A 23,449-nucleotide genomic window follows, 5' to 3' on the forward strand; every position below is an offset into this window, starting at 1 on the left:
GCGACCGCAGCGCCAATTGGCGTACTCAGCCAGGGATCGCCTTCGATCGCCAAATCGAGCGCCTTGACCCGCCGCAGGTCGCCAGCGGCGACACCGTCATTGGCCCGCTGCCGATCGACCTCGGCGCCGAAGTCTGCGCCCTAGCTCCTCCAGCAGCTCGAGCGCTGAAGTGTCGCTGAACTGCCACTGGCAAGCCGCTGACCTGCCACTCGCAGCCGCTCAGGCGATCGCCGCCGGCAGCCCGGTCCAGACGATTCCCTCGGGCAGACTCGCGCGCCCGACGCGGCCCTGAAAGCCGCGTTCGGGCAAGGCATAGCAGCGCACATCGTCGACCGGCTCGATCAGCGTCGCAATCTCGGCCAGGCAACGCTCCTTGGCGGCGTCGCTGCCGACCAGCAGAAAAATACTGTATTCGAGCGGCGACGCGTGCTTGCACATCTCGCGATGAACGCGCTGCAGGCGCGCCGGATCGCTGATGTCGTAGCCGATGACGAAGGCCAGCAAGCTAGTCGTCGAAGTCATCGTCGTCGGCCTCGACCGCGGCGCTCTCGCGCTCTTCGTCGCCGAGCTCTGCCGGCAGCGGCGCGGCGCCCGCCTCGGCGCACGCGGCGCCGACCGCGCCGGCCTGCACAATCGCCGCGGCGACGTCGCTGACGCTCTCGGTCAGCAGCTTGCGCAGGCGCGCCGCCAGCGGCTCCCACTCGGCGTAGAAGCGCGCGCGGCCGGCCTTGCCGAGCAGGCAGCCGCTGTCGGTCCGCGAAAAATCGTCGGCGCGCAGCTTCTCCGAACGGAACAGCATCAGCGCGTGCTGATCGACCTCGACGCGCAGCGGCTCAACGAGGTCGCAGGCCAGCGACTCGCGACCGAAATCCAGGGCGTGGTAGAAACCGACGAAGGGATCGAGCCCGGCACCGTACAAGGCCAGCACAGCCTCCGCGTGCAGCAAGGTGTACGCCAGCGACAGCACGGCATTGACCGGATCGCGCGGCGGCCGGCGGTTGCGCCCCGAGAACTTCAGCCGTTCGGGAAAGAGGTCGGCGAAGCCTTCGAAATACGCCGCCGCGCCGGCACCCTCGAGGCCGCGCAGCGAGGCCGTCGACTGCTGTTCGTCGACCGCCGCGATGCACGTCGCCAATCGCTTCAGGCTGAGCGTCAGCAGGTAGCGGGAATGCGGCTCGCTGTCGCGGCGGACGCCGAGGAAGTCGGCCTGCGCGCGCAACTTGGCCTCAACGATGGCACGCGAAAAGCGCAGACAGAAATCACCGTCGAGCGACAGCCGGTACTGCGCCACGCGCCGCGCGGCGTCGTTGTGCGGCCGGCCCAGCAGCATCGTCGGCAGCGCCTTGCGGCCGGAAAGAACGACCACCCCGATGCCACGCTCGCCGAGCTTGCCGAGCAAGGACGACGACAGCGTCACGTCGCCGCGGATGAAGACGCGCGACAGCGGCGCCAGCGGCACCGTACCAATGCGCTCGCCGTTCTCGTAGAACACCAGCGCCTCACCGTCGGCCTTCAGCGTCACGCATCGGCGGTCCACGTACAGACTGGTCATCGACTTTCTCCTTGTCAAACGATCAGGAACAGATCAGTTGGCGGCTGCGTCGCCCGCCCCAACAGGTCGCGCCGCATGCGCGGATCGAGCTGGAAGATGTGCGCGCGGTCCGCACGCAGGTCGAGCAGATCGGCCAACGTGCGGCGGACGTCGCGCAAGTCGGCGGCGGTCAGCCAACACTCGAAAAAAGACTTCTGGCCGCCGATCTTGTAAGCCATCAGGTAGCGCTGCACCTGCCGCCGCCGCTTCGCCTCGCAGACGTCGTAGCAGACCAGGAACAGCGTTCGCGCCACATCACTCATGTCGCCACGATAGACGGCCAGGGCCGCCGTGTCAGGCGCGGCAAGCTTGCCGAAAAACCAGAAACAATCACCGGCACCGCGATTCGACGTTGACGATTTTGTCTCAAGCCGTTTGATTTAAGGGCTGGTTACTGACGAACCCACAGCGCAAACAAGTGTGGAAGGCACTGTCTCAATCCCTTTGATTTCAGGGCTGGTTACTGACAGAACCACGACTGCATGTGGGAAGAACGCCTGGGTCTCAATCCAGGGCCTCCGCACTCGGATAGCATAGTGCTTGTTGTCATACTCGATCAGCGGAAAATCGTTAACATTCATGGGCTTATGACAACCACTTGTAAACCCTGTTGAAATCAGGTCTACTCTCGTCTTTTGGACGAACGAAATGACTGTGACGACGGGAGTGAGCCTGATGTGCTGCTTGAGGGAAGTGGACGACCCGCGCAGACCCAGCAACGGGACGCTGCATGACTTCCAGGAGATTTTGGTGATTGCCATGGCAGGGGTACTCTCGGATTGTGACACCATCGAAGACATCGCCTACTGGGGGCGCCGGAAAGAAAAATGGCTGCGTGAATTCCTGGTGCTCAAGAACGGGGTTCCCTCCACGGAGACGTTTCTGCGGGTGTTCCGAGCGCTTGACCCGAAGCAATTTGAGGTCGCGTTTCGCCGCTGGGTGGCCGGGGTGGTCGGCGCCTTGCGAGGCAGCGTCGCGTTCGATGGCAAGACGGTGCGAGGTTCCGGCAGTGGTGGCGAAACCGCGATTCACATGGTCAGCGCCTTCGCTACGGAATTGGGTATTGTCCTCGGCCAGGAAAAGGTCGCCAGCAAGAGTAATGAGATCACCGCCATCCCGGAACTCCTCAAGGCACTGTATATCAATGGGTTGCTGGTCACCATCGACGCCATGGGCTGCCAGAAAACTATTGCTCGGCAGATCACGGATCAAGGCGGTGACTACCTGCTGGCGGTCAAAGGCAACCAGCCGACGTTGCTGGAAGCCATCGAGACCGAGTTCATCGACCAGTATCAATCCGAGGCCGTTGATCGCCACCGTCAGGCCCGCAAGTCCCATGGTCGAATCGTCGGACAGATCGCCTCGGTCTTGCCTGCGCAAGGACTCGTTGATCTGGCCGATTGGCCGAAGTGCCAGACGATCGGCCTGGTCGACTCCCTGCGCAAGGTTGGCGACAAGGAATCGAACTTCGAGCGACGCTACTACATCAGTTCTCGTGCCTTGACCGCCGAAGAGCTGGCGGCCGCGGTGCGAGGCCATTGGGGCGTAGAAAACCGCCTTCACTGGGTGCTCGACGTCAGCTTTCGTGAAGATGCCAGCACTGTACGCAAGGACAACGCCCCACAGAACCTCTCCCTCTTGAAGAAAATCGTTCTCAACCTGATTCGTCTGGATACGACCGACAAGACTAAAGCCAGCTTACGCTTGAAGCGCAAAGGAGCTGCTTGGGATGACGATGTCCGGATGACGATGCTGGGCCTCACACCGCTATGACAGCCGAGTGCGGAGGCCCTGGGTCTCAATCCCTTTGATTTCAGGGCTGGTTACTGACAGGACAGACGCGAGTAGAAGAAACCCTTAACGCTACGTCTCAATCCCTTTGATTTCAGGGCTGGTTACTGACTTCTGTGCGCCTTAGCATCGCTCGACAAGGGTCAGTCTCAATCCCTTTGATTTCAGGGCTGGTTACTGACAGATCGCGGCATCAAGCCGGGCGATTGCAGTCAGTCTCAATCCCTTTGATTTCAGGGCTGGTTACTGACTCGACATGACCGCCAAGTCGGCTGTTTTGATCGGTCTCAATCCCTTTGATTTCAGGGCTGGTTACTGACCGCATCGATGACGAAAACGCGCTCTTGCGCAAGGTTTCAATCCCTTTGATTTCAGGGCTGGTTACTGACGTGGGATCCGGAAATCGGCATGACCGGCCAGTCTCAATCCCTTTGATTTCAGGGCTGGTTACTGACCCGCCAGCGCGTGAAAAAGACTGCCGAGAAGCCGTCTCAATCCCTTTGATTTCAGGGCTGGTTACTGACGATCCTGGGGCCGAAGTGGCCGCAAATGCCGCGGTCTCAATCCCTTTGATTTCAGGGCTGGTTACTGACTGGACGGCGACGAGCCATGGACAGAGTGGGGTGGGTCTCAATCCCTTTGATTTCAGGGCTGGTTACTGACCACCGAACCGGAGGACGACATGGGACACGTAACAAGCGTCTCAATCCCTTTGATTTCAGGGCTGGTTACTGACCCCCTGGCCATCGCCAACGAGCGTATTGCCTTCGTCTCAATCCCTTTGATTTCAGGGCTGGTTACTGACCATGCAGATAGACCTGTCGCCGGAAGTTGTGGGTCTCAATCCCTTTGATTTCAGGGCTGGTTACTGACTCGCGGTCGCCAACGACACCGGCCAATGGGCCGTAGGTCTCAATCCCTTTGATTTCAGGGCTGGTTACTGACCACGCGCATTGACGACACGGCGGCCGACACGGCGTCTCAATCCCTTTGATTTCAGGGCTGGTTACTGACCTAACTCCGCACCTTGTCCGAATCATGGACACGTCTCAATCCCTTTGATTTCAGGGCTGGTTACTGACATGCGTGCAAGCGCGCTGTGCGACCTTGCTACCTGTCTCAATCCCTTTGATTTCAGGGCTGGTTACTGACCGAGTACCTGACCGTGGGTAAGTACCTGAACGTGGGTCTCAATCCCTTTGATTTCAGGGCTGGTTACTGACTGTCGCAGTGGGTCGAGTGGAAGCTGTAACCAAGTCTCAATCCCTTTGATTTCAGGGCTGGTTACTGACCCTGTGTTTCCGGTGAAATCGGAAACAGTGCAAGTCTCAATCCCTTTGATTTCAGGGCTGGTTACTGACGATCTAAAGTGGTCCCCATAGTCAAGACAAATATCAACCCAGTTTAAGTTGTGCATTTGACTTCGCTAGCAGCTGGACGGCGCTGCCCCGGTGTTGCCTTTGACTCTGCCTTTGACTCTGCCTTTGACTCTGCCTTTGACTCTGCCTTTGACTCTGCCTTTGACTCTGCTTTTGACTCTGCCTTTGACTCTGCCTTTGCGGGTGGGGCATCGCCTGTGGAGCGTAGCGGAACAGGCGATGCCCCACCCGCGCGGCCAAACTTGTCGAGGATCAACGCCCCGCCACCTATGCCGTTTCGATAGACGACGGCGGGTGCCGTGTTGCCCAGCGACTGGTGCGGACGTTCTGCGTTGTAGAAGGCGAAATACTCGCTCAGGCCAAGCATCAATTCGCCCATCGTGGCATAGCCCTTCAGATACACGTCCTCGTACTTGACGCTGCGCCAGAGGCGCTCGACGAAGATGTTGTCGAATACCCGCCCCCGCCCATCCATGCTGATGACCACGCCTTCCCGTTTCAGCACCCCGGTGAAGGCTTCACTGGTGAACTGCGCGCCTTGATCGCTGTTGAAGATTTCTGGCTTGCCGTGGCTACGCAGGGCCTCCTCCAGACAATCGACACAGAACACCGATTCCATGCTGTTGCTGATCCGCCAGCTGAGCACCTTGCGGCTATACCAGTCGATCACGGCGACCAGGTAGGCGAAGCCGTGGGCCAGCCGGATGTAGGTGATGTCCGTGCTCCACACCTGGTTGGGTCTGACCACAGGAACGCCACGCAGCAGGTACGGATAGACCGGGTGCTCTGGGCGCGGACGGCTGGTGTTCGGCCCCGGCGCCATGCCCGACAGCCCCATCAGTCGCATCAGGCGTTGCACGCGCTTGCGATTGACCGTGTGCCCCACGTTCTCAAGAAAGATCACCATCCGGCGGGTGCCGTAAAACGGGTGCCGCGTGTACTCCTCGTCAATCAGCCGACTGTGGAGGAGATCGTTGGCATCGACCACCGTCGGCCGGCGCTGCGCGTAGACCGTGGCTCGGCATAAGCCTGCCAGAGCGCATTGCTGCACCACGGCGACGGCCTCGCCGGGGTCAATCCACGCATGCCGTATCACGGCAGGCTGATCCCAGACTTTTTTTTGAGCCAGTCCAGTTCCATCTTCAACTTGCCGATCTCGCTGTACAACAGCTCCGGCTCCCGGTGCGCCGCCGCCGGCTTGGGGCCGCGCTTGCCTTCGAACAGCGTCTTGGCATTCTCCTGGATGGCCTTCTTCCATTGCCCAACCTGCACAGGATGCACGCCGTATTCCCGCCCAATCTCGTTGATCGTCTTGACCCCGCGCACCGCCTCCAGACCAACCTTGGCCTTGAACTCCGGCGTATGTACCTTCCGCGTCGTTGCTTCACTCATCGCTTCTCGCTCCTATGATGGAGCACAGCTTAAACCACTGTCTGATTTCCAGGGACCACTATAATCCGTCTCGCGAAAAGGCGCAGCTGATCGCGTCTCAATCCCTTTGATTTCAGGGCTGGTTACTGACTGAAAATTATTCGCGAAATAGGAGTGATGACATGAGTCTCAATCCCTTTGATTTCAGGGCTGGTTACTGACGTGGAGCGTCCTGTAATGGGCGCCGCGATGCCGTCTCAATCCCTTTGATTTCAGGGCTGGTTACTGACATGGCTCGGCTTACGGCAGCGAACATCGAGCTGGAGTCTCAATCCCTTTGATTTCAGGGCTGGTTACTGACCCCTTCGCTACACGCAAGAGGCCCTTGCCATCGCCGTCTCAATCCCTTTGATTTCAGGGCTGGTTACTGACAAATCGTTGATGGCTTGAAAATCAGAAGCGTCGCGTCTCAATCCCTTTGATTTCAGGGCTGGTTACTGACGGACGTTTGCAGAAGCATGCTTCAACCAAAATAGGTCTCAATCCCTTTGATTTCAGGGCTGGTTACTGACTCCTTGTCGCCGCACTGGTACGGCGGCGAGAATCGTCTCAATCCCTTTGATTTCAGGGCTGGTTACTGACAATAGGAGAGCGACATGGAAGCAGCGACCCAAAGTCTCAATCCCTTTGATTTCAGGGCTGGTTACTGACTGACCACACCAATCCCCGCGGCGCTCGGCTTGGTCTCAATCCCTTTGATTTCAGGGCTGGTTACTGACTTACGCGGAGCCGTGCAGTCGAGCAGGGACGAATGGTCTCAATCCCTTTGATTTCAGGGCTGGTTACTGACTCCTCGACGATCGCGTACCGATTAATTCGTATAGGTCTCAATCCCTTTGATTTCAGGGCTGGTTACTGACATTTCAACGACCTCCACCAGCACCCAGACGGAGGGTCTCAATCCCTTTGATTTCAGGGCTGGTTACTGACCCAATCCGAGGTCGCATGAGCACACAAGCCCAGTCTCAATCCCTTTGATTTCAGGGCTGGTTACTGACCACGTACAAACAACACGCAGGTTCTGGCTAACATGTCTCAATCCCTTTGATTTCAGGGCTGGTTACTGACTCTTCGACTCCGCGGCGGAATCGGTCGCTCGTGCGACGTCTCAATCCCTTTGATTTCAGGGCTGGTTACTGACAGAAGGTTCAGGAGAGCCAGCGCCTGCCGCACGTCTCAATCCCTTTGATTTCAGGGCTGGTTACTGACCGCACCTACACGCCTTCTGATTTCCTTTCAAGCACTTGGAGCTGGCTGTCGCGGCATTTGTCGAGAGCGCCGGAGATGTCTTCCTGGCGGTCGTCAGCCAGCCGGTAGCGGCCGAGGCCGAAGGCGGCTTCCTTGCCGACGTGCAGCCATTCGCCAAGCTGCAGGAATGGCGCGAAGGGCGCCAGCGCCCCTTCCAGCCGCCAGCTGCCGACGACACCGCCAAGACTCATCTTTTGTTGCTGGCGCGACGAGAAGCGAGTCCAGTCGAGCCAGCTCAGGCTTTTCTCTTCGCGGATGTCGGCAGCGGCCGCGCTGAGCGCTGCGAAGTCGCCGACCAGCGGGCCGTCGGCATGAAATTCGGCGAGTAGGCTGGCGCGCCGGGTCAATGCCATGAGCAGCGTTCGCGCCTGCAGCTTCTCGGGGGGTAGCGCACGGCCATTGTGTTGCAGACGCAGCGGCGTCTCGAAACGAAGCGTCGCGGCACTGCCCGCCGTGCCATCGCCCAGCCGCGGCAAGGCGATCGTCTGTGCATGCGCGGCGATGCTCCCGAGCTCGGGGCGGTGAATCTCGTGCTCGCCGGTGTCGCCGCAATGGACGACGCGGAGCAGCTCCGCCGTGCCGTCGCCGGCGCCGACGCCACGCGCCAGCGCGCGTCGCCAGGCGAGGATGACCAGCGCCAGTTCGTGCAGCGCGCGGCCGATCAGCACCTGGTGGAAAGTCAGCGTCTCGCCGGCGGCGAGCACCCGGCTTCCCCACGCCGGCGGTTCGATGACGTAGGGTGCGGGCACCTGCGAAAACCGCTGCAGGCTGTGGTTGGCCGGCGGCACGGGCGCGAAGATCGCCGGATACGGGCACGCCGCGATCAACGGACAGCCGGCACACTCTTTTTGCCGGGTCATGCACGCAAGCTGTCGCAAGGCGTGACCAAAGGCACCACGCAACATCGAGCCGGCATAGTCGGGCAAGCGGATCGGCTGCGTGGCCCGGAACTCGAAGCGATAGCGGGCGACCGGGAAGAACACAGGCGCGCTGATGGCCGAGCCTGCACCCGGTGGCTGATCGCCGTCGTTGGCGGCGCTTCGATGCGGGTCGTAACTGGGGCTCTGCAAGCGCTTTATGGTCGTTGACGTCGTCATGTGGTTAGAAAAGCTTGCGGCGCAGCGCTTCGAGTTCGCCGCGCAGGCGCGTTTCGTCGGCCAGAATCTCCCCCACGTCCGTTGCCCGTTCGTCGCTGGTCCGCACGCCGTGGGCAAGAGCGTTGCGAATCTTTTTGAGTAGCTTGACTGGCGGCGCTTTGTCTTTGGCCCTCTCGTACGCTTTGTCACGCACCATCGCGTCGCAGTCGTCGATTTTCTCGACATAACAGGCACGGGTCACGAACGACTCGTACATGAACGTAGCGGCGCGCAGGTAGTCGCGACGCTGAAGGTAGGCGTCAGCTAGCGAGAGTTCGCGGCTGTGGCGGGTTGGGTTGCGATACCAGCTGATACGCTCCTTAAGCGTTTCGGAAAACAACCCGCCAAGCGCGCCGTCATGAGCTGCCACGGCCTGAAACACTTTTCTCAGCTGATTGCGAGCCTCGTCGGTGTTGCTGGTACGCTCCAGGTACGCTGCGTCCGCTAACAAGCGCGCACGACTGTCAGCCATTTGGTCAGCAATCAGCAGCGGCGCGAAGACGCTGTAGTCACCGTCCTTCTCGTAGGTGGCCAGCGCGTCTACCCAGTCAAGCATATCGAGCATTCCTCGTAGCCGGAGTACCGGTTTTGGCTCAGCCCGCGGCGTCATCTCGAGTGCTCCGTAAAACAGTTCTTCGACCTTGACACCACGGACGCGCGTCAGGTATCGCGCAGCGACCAGCGCGAGCATTGGCAGATGGCGAAAGGAGTGTGTGATATCGATATAGAGACGTTCGCCCGGCTCAACGACCGCCGCCAGCTGGCGCAGGACCTCGATCTGTTCGGTGGCGCTGCGCGCATAGCTGATCAGCAGGCAGTCCACCTGGATGCCCAGTTGCTCGGCAAGGCGGCTGCGCGGAACCTGCAGCAGGCTTTCGGTGACCTGCCCGTTCTCCACGGCCGCCATAAGTTCCAGAATATTCTCGTCGTCGCCCCCCTGGCTCTCAAAAAAAACATCCCACATGCTGGCGTCGGTGCCGATCAGAATGAGGCGATGGGGCTGGAGATAGTCGGTCAGCGCCAGGCCAATAAAAGCTTCCGTGCGCATCGAACCATCGTCGAAATGATACGTTGCCGTTTGGTAGCCGCTACCAGGCTTGGCGTTGCCCGCGCCCTTGCCGAGAAAACTGATGAGTGTGGTCATGATAGTGGTCCGCGTTACGAATGGTCGAGGGCGCCGACGAAGCTTGCCTGCTTCCCCGTCGTTGGGCCGGTTTGCCGGGCGTCGCTCATGATTCGAGCGTTCTCAGCCAGTCCTGGAACTCCTGCTTGCGTTCCTTCCTGCCTGGCCAGCCGGTCCACTTGATGACTTCTCGCAGTAGCGCCGCCGCTTCGCCGCGCGCTACCGGGGATTGCCATTCGATCGCCTGCTGGAAGAGCTTTCTGCGTGGCTCGTCTATCGGCGACGAGCCAGCTTTGTACGGTCCCTGTGCCTTCGCCGTCTCGAAAGCGTTGCGCAGGACTGCGATGCTGGCGCGAGCGGCTTCGAGTTCCTGCTCTTCGGGCGACAGCGACGCCAGGCGTGCAGCTTCTGCCGCTGCTGCGGCCTGGCGGTGGCGCTGCTCCTGTTGCCGTTGCCGCGCCTCCACGGCAGCGGGATCTTGCGCCATCGCGCCGTAGCCGACCGCCGTCTTGGCGCCGAATCCCATCCAGTCGAAGGCGTGCGCGACAACACTGTCGAGTACGGATTTCCATTCCGGGCAATCCGGCGGCAGCAGCGCCGGGTTGCAGGTGACGATGAAGCGCAATTCGGAGCGCGCCGGGACGGCCAGGAAGGGGATCGGGGTGGGCTTGCCGGCATCGTGCGGCGACTCTTCCTCCTGATAGTAGTGGTTGAAATGTGGCGTCATGATCTCGACGACCAGTTCGCCGCCGGGCGGGACCGGGAAGACATCCCAGCAGCTCAGTGCGCCCCGCAGCGCATCCGCCGTCTGCGACTCCTGGCCGAAGAGCGCGTCGATCAAGGGCTGCGTGAGCGTGGCATCGCCGTCGTCGAGAAGCTCCGCCGCTGCCTGCCGCAAGACGCCCTTGACGCCGCTACCGGCGAGGTAGGGCAGGCCGTAGGGCGTGAGGAAGGCGAAGCCGTTGTCCACCGGGTGTTCGAGCCCCAGCCCGGTGGCGAACGGCGCCGTCGACAGCGCGTCAATGATCTGGCGCTGCTCGTCGGGCAGAGCATTGGCGAGGGCATGCTGACGGCGGCGCACGGCTTGCAGTAGCGGGGCCGCGTCGCCAAGGGCGAGACACTGGCGCAGGGCGTTGGCCTTGCCGTTCCTGTCGATCAGCCAGTTGCGTTCCTGCCAGAGCTCGAAATAAAGGTTGAAGCGATGGCCGGGCGGGCAATTGCGGAACCCTGCGGCAGCCTTGAGTACGTACTCGGGAACGGCGGCGACGTTCATTTCTCAGCCTCGGCGACGGCATCGGCGAACTGCCGCAGCCAGCGCAGCATGGCCAGGGTTTCGTCGGTGGCGCGCATCACGTCCGGTGCCTTGTCGGTGAACAATCGTTGCATTGCTGCCGGAAAGCTCGGCGGGACGCCATCGCCCTGTCGCGATGCGAGCCAACCGAGGATGTCCTGGAGCAACGCGTGCGCCGCGCGCTCAGTACTGCCGGTACGCGACTGGAAGTAGGCAAGCGTCGACATCAGCCCGTTGCCCATCACCAGCGCCGGAGCTCCCTTGACCATTTCGCGGTAGCCGTCGACGCGAGAAGCGCCAGAGTTCTGCCTTGCGCGCTCCCAGGCGTACTGCGCGCGTTGCTGATCGAGGGTGTTCACAGGAGATCTCCCGAGGCGGCGTGGATGACGATCAGGCCGCGGCCAGTGGTGGCGTCGCCGCCAACCTGCAGCAGGCGGTCGAGCAGGCCCAGGCGTTCTCCATCGTCATTGAGCACAGCGGAGAGGACGCGGTCGGCGTCGAAGAGGTCGTCGCTGTCGGAGTTCTTGCGACGTTCGACGCTGGCCATGACGAGGCCGGCAAGCAGGCTTTCGGGCGGCAGGTTCTCGGTATAGAACAGCGCGCCCTTCGCCGCTGCGCCCGTCTTGTCGTCGATCCTGACGTGCGCCTCGACAACCGTTGCATTGCGGACGAAGTGTGCAAACTCGGTGTCCGAGAGGACGACCAGGTCACTGCGCAGTTTGTTGCGGAAGAACTCGTGCTCTTCGCCCAGCGGTAAGGCATTCGTCGCCAGCCACTCGCCGATGGTCTTGACATCGCTGCTATCCGTAGCTTCGAAGTCGAACACTTCAAGCAACAGCCGCTTGCCGGTGATCGAGCTGGCGCTGGCCACCGAGGCACTGCCGTCGGCTACAGTCGCTGGCACGACCCATGGGACGCCGCCTCCAGCGAGGCGCTTGAGCCGTGCCAGGGCGCTCGGGCAGGTGGCATGGACGAAGGTGTTTCTCAACGAGCGCACCGGGAAAGTGACCAGGGTGGCGTCGGTGAAGGCGATCGCGCCAGCGTGGTCGGAGGCGTTGCTCTCGGGCCCGAACAAGCGGCTGATCAGGCGCCTGTCTTTCCACATGCGCGTCAAATGGTGGCGCACCGCACCTTTGATGCCGGAGCCCGCGATCAGTGGGTGGCCGGTGTGGACTTCTCGCTGAATCGGGTTGTCGATGACGCCGATCGCCTGGCCAGCGCCCATGTGCACGGGGCTAACGCAGGAGTAGAAGACGAGTTTCTGGGCTTCGAACATGGTGGATGACCTTTCGTCGGAAATCAGTTTTTGGCGAACGCGGACAAGGGGCGATAGACCGATGGCTTGCTCACGGCGAATCCCTCCACGCCCCCAGCCAGGCACGATTGAAGCCTTCGGCACGGCGTTGTCGGTCGGGATTATCGCCCCACAGGCCGCGGGCCACCCATTCGGCAAGCTTGCCGGCGTCGCCGGCCAATTTGTCGAACCAGTACACGCTGCCTGCCGGAGCGACGCGCTGCGCCGTTTTGGGCTGCTGCCGGGCCAGGTCCCAGCCGGAGATGGTGTCGAACCGCGGGACCGCAGCGCAGGACAGCCGTGCCGAAAAGCCTTCGCCTTGTAACCGATAGTCGCCTGACGCGTCGCGGCTGACGCCTTCGGGCAGCCAGCCGCCGGCGAAGATGCCGGGAGTGGCGAGGATGATCCGGAAGCGGCGACTGGTATCGATCTGGTCCAGCGGCGCGCCGGGTGGTGTGAAGGCAACAGCACGGTAGCGCGCGCCCTTGCCGTCGCCACCCAAACGTAGGCGGCCATGTCGCGCCAGCTGCCCGCTGTCGCCCTCACAGCCAGCCAGGAAGCCGGTCTGACCGCAGAGGGTGATGGCTTCGCTGGTGTAGAGCGCACCTTCGACCGCGGTTCGCGAGCCGTGGTTGAGCGCGATGCCCAGGCGCGTTTCGCGTTTGAAGAGGTCGCCGGTGGGCAGTGTTCGCGCCGGCAATTCGCCGCGCAGATGTGCGGCCAGTCCGGCTCCGTCAAGCCAGCGTCCGGATTGGGGCTTGACCGGAGTGGCGATGTGCAGGCGGGCAACCAGTGGCAGCTCGCCGCCGGCCAGGGTGACCGCGGGCAGTCGTGCCGGCTGCAGCGCGATCAGCGGCTTGACGCGAGGATCGTCAAACGCGACGAGGTCGGCTGGCAGCGGAACGATTGCCAGTGGCACGCCGGACTTGGCTTCGGGCAAACCGGTACGCGCAAGCGGGTCGTCGCCGATCGACGCCGGCTCGTCGAGAACGGCCAGCGACAACCAGCTGATCGCAAAGCTGCCCGGCTCGTCGCGGGTGCCGAGAACGGCTCCCAGTTCGCCGGGCAGGCGCTGGCCATCATGCGCAAAACTGGCGAGCCGGCTGGCGTCCTTGCCGAGCAGTGCCGAGCGAAAGGCGCCGGCGAAGGTCGACGGCCATGGCGGCATCACGGCGTCGCCGTGCTGGCCATCGCCACCGAACGCTTTGTTGCCGCGAATCATCAGCACGTCGGTTGGCTCGACGAAGTGATAGGTGTTCGTTGGTGGGCTCATCGCGGCGCTCCTGACTCTGTGTCTGACTGGCCAAAGGCACGGCCATTGCGGGCGAAGAACTCGGCGGTGACCAGCAGGTTGCCGAGGACACGGGTCGTATCGGTGGGCGAAGGGCTCTCTCGACACGCCAGATCGACAAACTCGTTGGCGTGGCGAACCGTACAGCCCTGCTTATCGAGTTGGAAAGCGAGATTGATGGCGAGCATCTGGCGCCACTCGTCGTCAGCGAGTCCAGGCTCGCCGCGTTCCGGCAGTCCCGATAGCCATTCGAGGGTGTTGTAGACGGCCTTTCGCGACACATCCGGCTGCGCCAGCGCGTCGGCGAAGCGCAGCAGCAGCCCCAGCGCAGTATCCGCGAGCGCTACGGGGTCAGGGTCTGCGCCACGCGCGGCCGCCATTTCCCAGAAACGGCTCGTGACGCCGACCTCGCCACCGCCGCGCTTGATCACGCGCAGGCAGAAAGCGTTGCGGCCATGCGCCTTGGCGGCCGCCTCGGCCCGTCGCAGCTCGTGCAACACGGGCGACAGCGGCGCTTGGTGGTGGGCAACCACGGCGCCAATACTGGCGGTGGCGCGGCTGCCCATCATCGGCATCAGCCGGCCCTTGAGGCGGGCATATCCCTTGGCAAGTTGCAGTCCCTTGACGTCGGTGCCTCCGGGCAAGCCGCGCAAGTCGGCACTGCCGCTCCAGGCAGTGCGCAGGAGGAGCATCGCCGGCATCAGATCGTCGACCGAGACCATGGCCAGCACATCGTCGCCGCCGGCGTAAAGCAACTTGCCTTTGCAGATATTCTCGACGACGTGACGGGCAATATTCGTCGAAAAGTCATTGAGCGCAGCCGAAATGGCGGCATGGCGGGCCGGCGACGCCGGCCGCGATGAGTCGAGGTAGGCGGCGACGGCCGGATCGCCCCGGAAACGATCAAGAGATGCTCGTACCTGTGGGTGCCACGTCGCTCGAAATCGACACTGGTAGTCTGGCTCGTTGCCGGCCAGCCAGGCGCCCATGTGGTCGCCGTCCATCTGGATGAGCGCGTAGTAGGTCTCGGGTTTGCTGCCGAGCAGTTTTTCGATGCGCTCCGCCAGCAAACGCCCTTCGGCGTCGTCGCTTCGTGCTTCGTCGAGAGCCGATGGCAGGCGTCGGAGCATCTCGAAGCTGCCCTTGTCCAGTCTGCGCAGGCGACTGTGCAGCGAGATGGGCAGAGCCACCGGCAGCTTTTCGGCAATGGCGAACTCGCGCGACAGGGCGCTCAGCTTTTCCCTTTTCTCGGGTCCGTAGTCGTCCGCCAGACGGTCGAGCGAGGTTGCCAGGGCCATGGTGTGCGTACTGACCACGAAGCGCGCCGGCCGGTCGTCGAGCAATTCGCCGAGGCCTTCGAGAAACAGGGCTGGCCAGAGGCGCTTGAGGGTGCACACGCCGCACAGGTGCTCGCCTTTCTTGATCCCGTACTGGCCGGCTGCCGCCAGCCAGGGCGTCTCGCGGCGCTCGCCAGCCGGGATGCCGAGTTGTTCGCGGCACTCGGTCAGCCACTCGCGCTCACCGCATAGCGTGCAGCGATGGCCGTGCTGCGGCAGCGGCGGGAAGGGACGCAGGCTTTTGCTTGCCGCCAGCGTACGTTCGGCAAGCTCGTGCACCGCCGGATAGACGATGCCGGCGTTGGGCCGGAAGAACTCGGCGCCCTCGATGGTCAGCTTGTGGTTGAGGATTTTCCAGATTTCTTCTCCGAAAAGCCCTTCAGAGCCATAGGCGGTGAGAGCCTGCTGCAGTTCTCCGGCATCGGGCAGACCGTCGGCAAGCTTGCCGATGGGCCATTTTGCGACAGCCCACTGCGCTTCCGGGAAACCGGCGAACTGCTCGTCAACTTGCGCTTGCCAGTGTTGCGGTGCATCGCCGTTGCCGAGAACGCGCTGCGCGGCATCGGCGGCCCAGGCGCGGGCCGCCTTGCGCACCGCGTCGACGACCTGCCGCGCCAGGCTTTGAGCCTGGCGAGCAGGGACGATGGCCATGAGTTTGTTGGGCAGCGTGGCAGCGAACAGTGGATTGGCGTCGGTCGCCCGTTGCAGCCATTCGGCGTCGATGGTGGCGAAGCGCTCGCGCCACTGCTCGCCATGACCGGCCGCTTCGGCGGTTTCGAGCAACCAGCGATCGACCGCCGCGACGCCGCGCAGACTTGGAAAGACCACGGCGTCCGGCCCGAGCGCGTCGCAGATGACCTTGAGACCTTCCCAGGCCAGCGACGAGAGCAGGTGCGAGCCTGCCCACAAGTCCGAGGTCGAGCGCGCCTGCGCGATAAAGCCCTGGACAGGTCCGAAGCTCATGCTCAGCAACGCCGGTTCGTCGTCGGCCAGCGCGCCGGCGAGCGCTGATACAGTGTCCAGATGCTCCCAGATCGAGTGGTCGGGGACGCGTGTGTCGGCGGGTAGAACGCGCCAGAGATCGCCGACTTCCGGCGCGACCAGGCTAGGCTCCGGGCCGAATCGCCAGAAGGCCAGGTGGGTGAGCCGAAGGTCAGGCTCGCCGTTGCCGTCGCGCTCGATCAGGTCGCTGAAATGTTCGAAGCTCACCTTGCGGATATGCGCGGCGGCGATGTCGTCGAGGCTGCCAAGGTCGATCTCTTCGCCGGACAGCGGGTGGATCAGCAACGGCTGGCTGGCGAAGCGAACATTGGCCCAGGCTGGCCGCGGCCGGCCGGGCTCGAATGGCCATTGCGGCCGGTCGGCCGCTGCCGCGAACCAGTCGGCACGCTTGTCGAAGTCGGCACGTCTGATGCCGAGCAGTTCGCGCAGATCCTTGACCGAACCGTGTTCGTGGCCGACTTCGTCGCGCATCAGCACCAGTGCCTTCTCGGCCGGATCGTGCAGCCAGGCGGCGAGTTTTGTTTTCCAGAGGCTGCTCATTTCATGCTTCCCAGTCGATTCATCTTTGTGCCTATGTCTTGGTGAACAGCAGCCCAGATGTCGACCTGCTTGGCTTCAATCCAGCGCTGATCGTTCGGCGACAGTTTCTCGAACAAGACCCTGGGAACTGCGCAAGGAAGGTGCACCGCAACCGGCACCAGCCCTTGCCCTGTTTCAATCACTTTCAGTCGCAGCGAGCCCGCGATACGCTCGTCGTTGCCCCACGCTCGGTTGTCCGACTTGGTCACTGGATAGGCAATCAGCTGGTTCGCCGAAATGTCCTGGTTTCGGCCGAAAGACTTGGCAGCCGCTCGGATGGCGCGCCGCAGGGTGGCGAGGAAGAACACCGCTTCGCGCCAGTTCCTGAACGGTGCGCCGTCTTTCCTGCCGATCCAGGCCAGTGGGCCGAGATCATCGCTTCCGAGAGCATGTGGCCAGTCGCGGTCGCTCATGAAACAAGTCTGGAAAGGCTGGCAGTAGGCGACGACGTCTTCCCGGCCACGGGGTAGTCGTGGGATGCCGTCGCCTTGCAGCGTGATGGACCCCCAGCCATTGCGGGAGCGGCTGCCGATTCCACCAAACCATGAAGCCAGGCTGATCGCTTGACGAACCTCATTGATCTGGCTCTCGGTAATCGTTCCGCCAAAGGAGATCGATAGTTCGTTGCGCTGCTTCTGCGGGTCCAGGGCTAGCCGTACGCGCTCGGGCAGTCCCTTTCCCCGGCTCTCTGGCGTGATCGGGCCAAAACCAAGGTAGAGGTCGGCACGAATACCTTGTCCCGGCTTGCCGACGGGGATCTTGTTGATTTCCTGCCGCGGCCAAGCGGAGTTTGCCAGTTGGCCAACGGCCCAGTCCTTCAAACGCAGTCTCACCAGTGACTGGTGTGAGCTCTCGCCGAAGTTGTCCGAGGCGCTGCCGAAGAGGCGATGCTCCGCAGCTCGGAGTCCGTCCGGTCCGTTGACTTGGAAGCCGACTTGCGGCGCCTTGACTACGCGCCACCACTGTCGAATCAGCGCTTTGAATGGTGGCGTTCGCCACTGCGCCTGCTGGGCGGCATCGCCGACAAACGCCGGCGTGGCGAAGCTGAGGTCGTACGAGAGGGTCATTCTTGTCATTGCTTTTTCCTCATCGGTTCTGAAGAGTGGGTCGACTGCTTGACTACTGGGTGAGCACCGCCTGGAGTCGGATCGAGCATAGCTGTTTTTCCGAAGGGGTTGTACAGCGGCAAGCTTGTCGGTCGAGGTTTGTCGCCGGCCAGTGCGGGATCAAAAGATCGGTGCTCGACCGGCTCTTCCTCTATTGGCGCGCAGCCGTCTCGATGTCACCGTAACCGACCGCCGTCGGCCGCAGGCCGAGGCTGTAGCGGCGCGGCCGGCTGCCGCCGTCGCTGACCAGGTAAGGCTCGGCGGCCGGGCCGAGCTCGGCTCGAAGCAGCTTCCTGAGCTTCGACAGGTGCGCCGAGAAGTAGCCGCCGTCCATGCCCTTGCGGAGCGCACGTTCGGTGTCGTCGAGGTCTTTCAGCGGGCCGGCGATCCAGCGCAGCTCGACCAGATAGCGCTGCTTCCAGTCGCTGTCCGGGAGTTCCTTGGACGGAGCCGGCAAGGCTGCTTCGCCGTGCTGCGCCCGGCGGGCGAAGACGCTGAGCAGCGCGAGTTCGGCGGGCGGCAGGGCAAACACTTTCCCGGCGGCCTCGATCCGGCGCGTCGCCAGGTCGATCTGCAAGCGTGCCGGAGCGAGCGCGCGGCGGGCGGCTGCGACGGTCTGGTTATAGCTCGCGAGACCGGTGAGCAGCGCTTCCGGCAGTCCGTGGCGCAGGCTGACGAAGGGCAGTTCGGCGAGGGTGACCTGCGCCTGCGCACTGTCGACCAGGCGGCCGCCGGGCATTTCGATCACCCGGCTCGATGGCGTCGGGTAGTAGAAGCCGATGCTCGACTCGAAGGGCTCGGAGACCAGGACGTGCGACAACTGGTCCTGCGGGCGGCCGTAGAGCGACAGCGCGTAGCCGAGAAAGAAACCCATGGTCTTGCGCCCGCCGGCGATCGAGACGTGCAGCGCGCAGTCGGGGTCGGCGGTGAACTGGCGAATGAGCGCGGTGATGCCGTCGGCGGCGCGGCGGTTGTCGTCTGGCGAACGGATGTCTTCGAGCGGTCTGCCATCGGCGTCCTCGAGGACGTGGATGGTCTCGGCAGCAAAACGGATCGGCGGCAGCGCGTAATCCTGGCGCAGCCGGTGGAACCAGCCCGGCTCTTCCGAGAGCAGCGCCAGGCGCGCTTTTTCGGCACCGCTGCGGGTGGTGATCAGATGGATCTCGGTGGGCACGAACGCCGCTCCCGACGGGGCGACTGCCAGCGCGTACAAGGTCTCGGTGACGATCTGCGGCGACAGGCCAGTGACCGCGACGAGAATGCGTCGCGGGTAGTCATTCGGGTTTTCGGTGTTGTTCGACATGGTTCTGCTGCTCGGCTGTTGGACTGGCGATCATTGTCCATCGTGATGAACCAGCAGTGGCGGATGGCAAGCTTGCGATGCCGGTCGAGCAGACCGCCGCGGCCTTGTTGCTCGCCGGCCGAGAGGGGATGCTGGCCGCGTGCCGAGGCTCCCAATCATGGTCCTTGCGCACTGCCGCTCCCTCTGGATTCCTTCACTACGTTCGCAATGACGGAGGGGGTCGCGACGCACCCCGTCACTGAGAGGAGCGCCGCGACGCGGCAGTTCAGAACGCCACCGGTGCGACCGCAGCGCAAATTGGCGTACTCAGCCAGGGATCGCCTTCGATCGCCAAATCGAGCGCCTTGACCCGCAGCAGGCCGCCAGCGGCGACACCGTCATTGGCACGCGGGCAGGCGCGCTGGTCTTTCTGAGCTGCCTGTCCGGCAGTGAAGGCGGCGTTATCTCGTGGGATGCCCCCGCTTTGGCCTACTCGCGCATGGAGCGTCCTCTTAACAGCAAGCCAGCGCTACGGGATCGCAGCGCTAGGCTAGTTGCATTGCAACATGTCGCCGATCTTCTGGCAGGCTTTACCGTCGTTTCGGAACATCGTTCCCCCGCCGCCGCTGTTGTAGCGATTTCCCACGTCATCCCAACAGCCGCCGCGGTCACACGAGGTAATGCTTGTCGGCCGAGGGCGCGGTGGTGGTAACGGTTCGGGTGGCACATCGCCACCGTGACAGATGGCGATCTGACGTGCCTTCACTTTGCCGGCGGCTCCCGTTCTTTCGACGTTCTTTACGCAGTCGCTCACCGCGCTTTCGGATGTGCCGGTGGCTCGCTGGACAGGGCCGGCAGTACGGCAGGCGGTGATCATTTCGGCTTTCAGCTTCTGGGACCCTGCCTGACGCTCTACGTCGCGGATACATAAGCGAACTCTTTCCGCGTCCGCCCCTTCGTTGTTGGCGACAGGCGTTGGCGAAGTGAGCTGTGGCTCCGCTTGTCGAGCGCTTGAACGACTGGCGTCTTGCCCGGCGTTCAGAGTGGCGGCCGGTTGTTGATCCAGGGCCGCCGCTTCGTCCTGCATTTGCCGTGCCCTTTGCTGAGCCTCGGACTGTTGCTGCCGAGTAACAGGCATCCGATCAGGCACCGCTTCCGAGGTGTGTGCTGCCTTGCACAGCGTGTCGGAAAACTGCACCTTGCCGTCTGGGCCTTTGCACTTGTAGACCTGAGCAGCAGCGGCACCGCCTGCGGCTGCCGCCGCCAGAATGAGCAGATACTTGAGCATTCTGAACCTCCATTGAGTCGGAAAAAGGGCCAACGCGCGTGATCTGTCGCACCGCAGCCGCGGATGCCTTTCACATACCGCCATCAGACCACATTTCCCTTCACGACGAACGGTCATCGCGTGACCTTCTTGTGCCAGGCAGCAGCGTCATCAAGTCCCGCTCCATGGCAATCATCGCCCGCCGCATCGGGTGCGCCCGAACTGGCCCCTTGCCGAGGCTCCCAATCATGGTCCTTGCTCACTGCCGCTCCCTCTGGATTGCTTCACTACGTTCGCAATGACGGCGGTCAGCGCGCGCAGCGACGCGGCAGTCCAGCACGCCCCTGCTCCGACCACGGCGCGAATGGGCGTCCGCAGCCAGGCAGCGAGGCGCTCGAGCACGTCCGGAGCCGCGGCGGCAAGCGCCAGCGCTTGCCGCCGCGACACGGTCGACTACTCGATGTTCTGCACCTGCTCGCGCATCTGCTCGATCAGGATCTTGAACTCGATTGCCAGTTGCGACAGTTCGGCGACCAGTGACTTGGAACCGAAGGTGTTGGCTTCGCGATTGAGTTCCTGCATCAGAAAATCGAGGCGTTTGCCGCTGGCGCCGCCGGCCTTGAGGACGCGCTCGACCTCGTCGAGGTGCGTCGCCAGCCGCTCCAGTTCTTCGGCGACGTCGATGCGGGCGGCAAAGATTGCCACTTCCTGGCGCAGGCGATCGTCGTCAACGGTGGCGACGGCATCGACCAGACGCTGCTGCAACTTGTGGCTGAACGCCGCCAGCGCGGCCGGGACGCGCGGCTCGATGTCGCGCAGCATGGCGCGCATGCGGGCGATCTTGTCGATGATCACGGCGGCCAGCTTCTCGCCTTCGCGGGCGCGACTGGCGGTAAAGTCGTCGAGCGCCGCACTGGCCAGCGCCAGACACGCCGGCAGCAGCGCTTCGCGATCCAGACCATCGTCAGCCAGGATTCCCGGCCAGCGCAGGACCTCGCTGACGCTCAGCGGCGCGGCCAGCGGCAAGGCCTTCCTGACCTGCTCGTCGAGCAGCCTGAGGCGATCGAGCAGCTCGGGGTTCAGGCCGGCCGGTCCGGCGACGCCGCTGGCGGCGACGAAAGCGAGCCGGCATTCGAGCTTGCCGCGGCCGAGCCGCTTGCCGATCAACTCGCGCAGCGCGGGTTCGACGAGACGCAATTCGTCGCCAACGCGAAACTGGCAGTCGAGATAACGGGAATTGACGCTTTTCAGCTCGATGTGCAGTTCGCCACCCTTGACCGCGTGCGTCATCGCGGCGTAGCCGGTCATGCTGTAAATCATTGGAATCCTGACGTTTTGGCGGAGGCGGTTCTGCAGCCGGCTTTACAGCCCACCCCCAAAGACCGGACAATGGCCGACACTCTGGATGATAGCCTCGACCGCGATGGTGCAACAAGCGAACCACCCCCTTCCCCCCGCTTTTCAACTTGATGAGTATTGCATCGAGCATCAGCTGTCCTTGGGTGGCTTTTCGATCGTCTACGTCGCCGTCGACAGCAAGGGCACGCGCGTGGCGATCAAGGAGTATCTGCCGAACACGCTGGCGCTGCGCGGCGAGGGGCGAACCGCACCGGTCATTTCCGAGGATCATCTGCCCGCTTTCCGCTACGGCATGAAGTGTTTTTTCGAGGAAGGGCGGGCGCTGGCCGGCCTGTCGCACCCGAACGTAATCCGCGTCTTGAACTTCTTTCGCGCCAACGATACGGTTTATATGGTGATGGAGTACGAACACGGCCGCACCCTGCAGGAGCTGATCCAGAAGAACCGGGCCGGCGTTACCGAAAACTTCATCCGCAATGTATTTACCAAGATGCTCAATGGTCTGCGCGAGGTGCACTCGCACCGCCTGCTGCACCTCGACCTCAAGCCGTCGAACATCTATATGCGCAACAACCACATCCCGGTACTGATCGACTTTGGTGCCGCGCGCCAGACGCTGGCTTGCGACACGCCCATGCTCAAGCCGATGTACACGCCGGGCTTTGCCTCGCCGGAACACTACAACCAGCGCGCCTTGCTCGGCCCGTGGAGCGACATCTACAGCGTCGGCGCGTCGATGTATGCGTGCATCTCGGGGAGCACGCCGCAAGCCGCCGACAGCCGCCTGGAAAAGGATCGCCTGGTGCCGGCAATGGTGCGCTGGGAAGGTGACTACTCCGACCAGTTGCTCGAGACCATCGACTGGTGCCTGTGCCTGAACCATCGCTACCGACCGCAAAGCGTCTTCGCCCTGCAGAAGGCGCTCACTGAACCGGTCATCGCGCCGCAACCGCGGCCGCCGCCCAAGGAAAGCTGGCTCGACCAGATGGTCGGCAAACTGAAAAAAACCAGGAACTCATGAAATTCACCATCTACCAGGAAAGCCGTACCGGCAAGCGCGCCAATAACGAAGACCGGTTGGCCCACTGTTATTCGCGTGACAGCCTGCTGCTGGTCGTCGCCGACGGCATGGGCGGGCACTACTACGGCGAAGTGGCCGCGCAGATCGCCGTCCAGACGCTCAGCGAGGCCTTCCAGCGCGAGGTCAAGAGGCGCATCCGAGACCCCTTCCTGTTTCTGCAGGAAGGGATGCTCAACGCGCACCGCGGCATCGTCGACTATGCCGGCAAACACCATCTGCCGGACTCGCCGCGCACCACCTGCGTCGCCTGCATCGTCCAGAAAAACATCGCTTACTGGGCGCACTCGGGCGATTCCCGCCTGTACCTGCTGCGCAAAGGCAAAGTCCTGGCGCAGACCCGGGACCACTCGCGCGTCCGCCTGCTGCTCGACCAGGGAATGATCAGCGAAGAGCAGGCTCTGACCCACCCCGACCGCAACAAGATCTACGGCTGCCTGGGTGGCCAGCAGACGCCGGAAATCGAGTTTTCACGCAAGACGACGCTCGAAGCCGAAGACGTCCTGGTGCTGTGCACCGACGGCGTCTGGAGCGAGCTGCCCGCCGGCATCCTGGCGACGGCATTGAAAAGCGCCAATCTGATGCAGGCCATACCGACGCTCATGACGCAGGCCGAAGAACACGGCGGCGCGCACGCCGACAACCTGTCGATGATCGCCGTACGCTGGGACGACAGCTACGTCGACGAAAGCACCGGCGGCAGCAGCAGTCTGATCTCGACGAAATCGATGTCGCGCGACACGGTCACGACGCGCATGACCGAGTTTGGACGCCAGCCGGGCCACAAGAACGAACTCACCGAGGAGGAAATCGAACTGGCCATCGAAGAAATCCGCTCGACCATCCAGAAGTACTCAAAATAGG

The 23,449-nt window shown here is 62.9% G+C and carries 17 protein-coding genes, 2 pseudogenes and 2 CRISPR repeat arrays; of the genes and pseudogenes, 4 read left to right on the forward strand and 15 right to left on the reverse strand.

The window, feature by feature from the left end; genetic code table 11:
* Positions 1 to 17: 17 nt before the first annotated feature.
* Positions 18 to 179, forward strand: a pseudogene (locus tag QZ656_RS24050) (CRISPR-associated protein Csx16); the annotation flags it as partial.
* A 40-nt stretch (positions 180 to 219) separates the two neighbouring features.
* Here the strand turns inward: QZ656_RS24050 and QZ656_RS04460 are convergent.
* From QZ656_RS04460 to cas2, 3 genes are read right to left on the reverse strand one after another with little or no spacing between them, the layout of a single operon-like run.
* Positions 220 to 522, reverse strand: a complete 303-nt coding sequence (locus QZ656_RS04460) for a CRISPR-associated endonuclease Cas2 (protein ID WP_291992253.1) — start codon at positions 520 to 522, stop codon at positions 220 to 222.
* Positions 506 to 1,552, reverse strand: a complete 1,047-nt coding sequence (gene cas1 / locus QZ656_RS04465) for a CRISPR-associated endonuclease Cas1 (RefSeq protein WP_291992254.1) — start codon at positions 1,550 to 1,552, stop codon at positions 506 to 508. Before cas1 ends, QZ656_RS04460 begins: the two co-directional genes overlap by 17 nt.
* Positions 1,553 to 1,566: 14 nt before the next feature.
* Positions 1,567 to 1,854, reverse strand: coding sequence for a CRISPR-associated endonuclease Cas2 (gene cas2, locus QZ656_RS04470; RefSeq protein ID WP_291992255.1), 288 nt, complete (start codon positions 1,852 to 1,854; stop codon positions 1,567 to 1,569).
* A 412-nt stretch (positions 1,855 to 2,266) separates the two neighbouring features.
* Here cas2 and QZ656_RS04475 point away from each other — a divergent pair, with 412 nt between their 5' ends.
* Positions 2,267 to 3,364 carry an ISAs1 family transposase gene (locus QZ656_RS04475; protein ID WP_291991628.1) on the forward strand — a complete coding sequence of 366 codons (1,098 nt, stop codon included), beginning with the start codon at positions 2,267 to 2,269 and terminating at the stop codon, positions 3,362 to 3,364.
* A gap of 22 nt (positions 3,365 to 3,386) precedes the next feature.
* A CRISPR array of direct repeats spans positions 3,387 to 4,743; the repeat unit is 36 nt; unit sequence GTCTCAATCCCTTTGATTTCAGGGCTGGTTACTGAC.
* Between the two features lie 247 nt (positions 4,744 to 4,990).
* On the opposite strand, the pseudogene QZ656_RS04480 reads toward QZ656_RS04475, so the two are convergent.
* From QZ656_RS04480 to QZ656_RS04535, 12 genes and pseudogenes are all read right to left on the reverse strand, one after another.
* Positions 4,991 to 6,153 (reverse strand): annotated as a pseudogene (locus QZ656_RS04480) (IS3 family transposase); the annotation flags it as partial.
* Between the two features lie 94 nt (positions 6,154 to 6,247).
* Positions 6,248 to 7,401: a CRISPR direct-repeat array (repeat unit 36 nt; unit sequence GTCTCAATCCCTTTGATTTCAGGGCTGGTTACTGAC).
* Positions 7,402 to 7,406: 5 nt separating this feature from the next.
* Positions 7,407 to 8,537, reverse strand: a complete 1,131-nt coding sequence (gene cas6, locus QZ656_RS04485) for a CRISPR system precrRNA processing endoribonuclease RAMP protein Cas6 (protein WP_291992256.1) — start codon at positions 8,535 to 8,537, stop codon at positions 7,407 to 7,409.
* Positions 8,538 to 8,541: 4 nt separating this feature from the next.
* Positions 8,542 to 9,720 (reverse strand): TIGR02221 family CRISPR-associated protein, encoded by a 1,179-nt coding sequence (gene csx2, locus QZ656_RS04490; RefSeq protein ID WP_291992257.1) that lies wholly within the window; start codon positions 9,718 to 9,720, stop codon positions 8,542 to 8,544.
* An 85-nt stretch (positions 9,721 to 9,805) separates the two neighbouring features.
* A complete protein-coding gene (gene cmr6 / locus QZ656_RS04495; protein ID WP_291992258.1) occupies positions 9,806 to 10,972 on the reverse strand; it encodes a type III-B CRISPR module RAMP protein Cmr6 in 1,167 nt (388 codons plus the stop codon).
* Positions 10,969 to 11,349, reverse strand: a complete 381-nt coding sequence (gene cmr5 / locus QZ656_RS04500) for a type III-B CRISPR module-associated protein Cmr5 (RefSeq protein ID WP_291992259.1) — start codon at positions 11,347 to 11,349, stop codon at positions 10,969 to 10,971. Before cmr5 ends, cmr6 begins: the two co-directional genes overlap by 4 nt.
* Positions 11,346 to 12,266, reverse strand: a complete 921-nt coding sequence (gene cmr4, locus QZ656_RS04505; protein ID WP_291992260.1) for a type III-B CRISPR module RAMP protein Cmr4 — start codon at positions 12,264 to 12,266, stop codon at positions 11,346 to 11,348. Before cmr4 ends, cmr5 begins: the two co-directional genes overlap by 4 nt.
* Positions 12,267 to 12,336: 70 nt before the next feature.
* Positions 12,337 to 13,557, reverse strand: a complete 1,221-nt coding sequence (locus tag QZ656_RS04510; RefSeq protein WP_291992261.1) for a type III-B CRISPR module-associated Cmr3 family protein — start codon at positions 13,555 to 13,557, stop codon at positions 12,337 to 12,339.
* Positions 13,554 to 16,454 (reverse strand): type III-B CRISPR-associated protein Cas10/Cmr2, encoded by a 2,901-nt coding sequence (cas10, locus tag QZ656_RS04515; RefSeq protein ID WP_291992262.1) that lies wholly within the window; start codon positions 16,452 to 16,454, stop codon positions 13,554 to 13,556. Before cas10 ends, QZ656_RS04510 begins: the two co-directional genes overlap by 4 nt.
* Positions 16,451 to 17,569: an RAMP superfamily CRISPR-associated protein gene (locus tag QZ656_RS04520; protein WP_366522100.1), complete on the reverse strand. Its 1,119-nt coding sequence runs from the start codon at positions 17,567 to 17,569 to the stop codon at positions 16,451 to 16,453. Before QZ656_RS04520 ends, cas10 begins: the two co-directional genes overlap by 4 nt.
* Positions 17,570 to 17,750: 181 nt before the next feature.
* Positions 17,751 to 18,902 carry a CRISPR-associated ring nuclease Csm6 gene (gene csm6 / locus QZ656_RS04525; protein ID WP_291992264.1) on the reverse strand — a complete coding sequence of 384 codons (1,152 nt, stop codon included), beginning with the start codon at positions 18,900 to 18,902 and terminating at the stop codon, positions 17,751 to 17,753.
* Positions 18,903 to 19,431: 529 nt separating this feature from the next.
* Complete coding sequence (locus QZ656_RS04530; protein WP_291992265.1) at positions 19,432 to 20,169, reverse strand: DUF4124 domain-containing protein; 738 nt, start codon at positions 20,167 to 20,169, stop codon at positions 19,432 to 19,434.
* Between the two features lie 432 nt (positions 20,170 to 20,601).
* Entirely contained in the window at positions 20,602 to 21,468 is an 867-nt protein-coding gene (locus QZ656_RS04535; RefSeq protein ID WP_291992266.1) for a YicC/YloC family endoribonuclease, read from the reverse strand.
* Positions 21,469 to 21,571: 103 nt separating this feature from the next.
* Between QZ656_RS04535 and QZ656_RS04540 the strand changes: the two genes are divergently transcribed.
* A complete protein-coding gene (locus QZ656_RS04540) occupies positions 21,572 to 22,528 on the forward strand; it encodes a serine/threonine-protein kinase (RefSeq protein WP_291992627.1) in 957 nt (318 codons plus the stop codon).
* On the forward strand, positions 22,525 to 23,448 hold the full coding sequence (locus tag QZ656_RS04545) for a PP2C family serine/threonine-protein phosphatase (protein ID WP_291992267.1): 924 nt from the start codon (positions 22,525 to 22,527) through the stop codon (positions 23,446 to 23,448). Before QZ656_RS04540 ends, QZ656_RS04545 begins: the two co-directional genes overlap by 4 nt.
* The last annotated feature ends 1 nt before the right edge of the window (position 23,449 follow it).

It is taken from the genome of Candidatus Accumulibacter sp. ACC003 (genome assembly GCF_907163085.1).
Classification (GTDB): domain Bacteria; phylum Pseudomonadota; class Gammaproteobacteria; order Burkholderiales; family Rhodocyclaceae; genus Accumulibacter.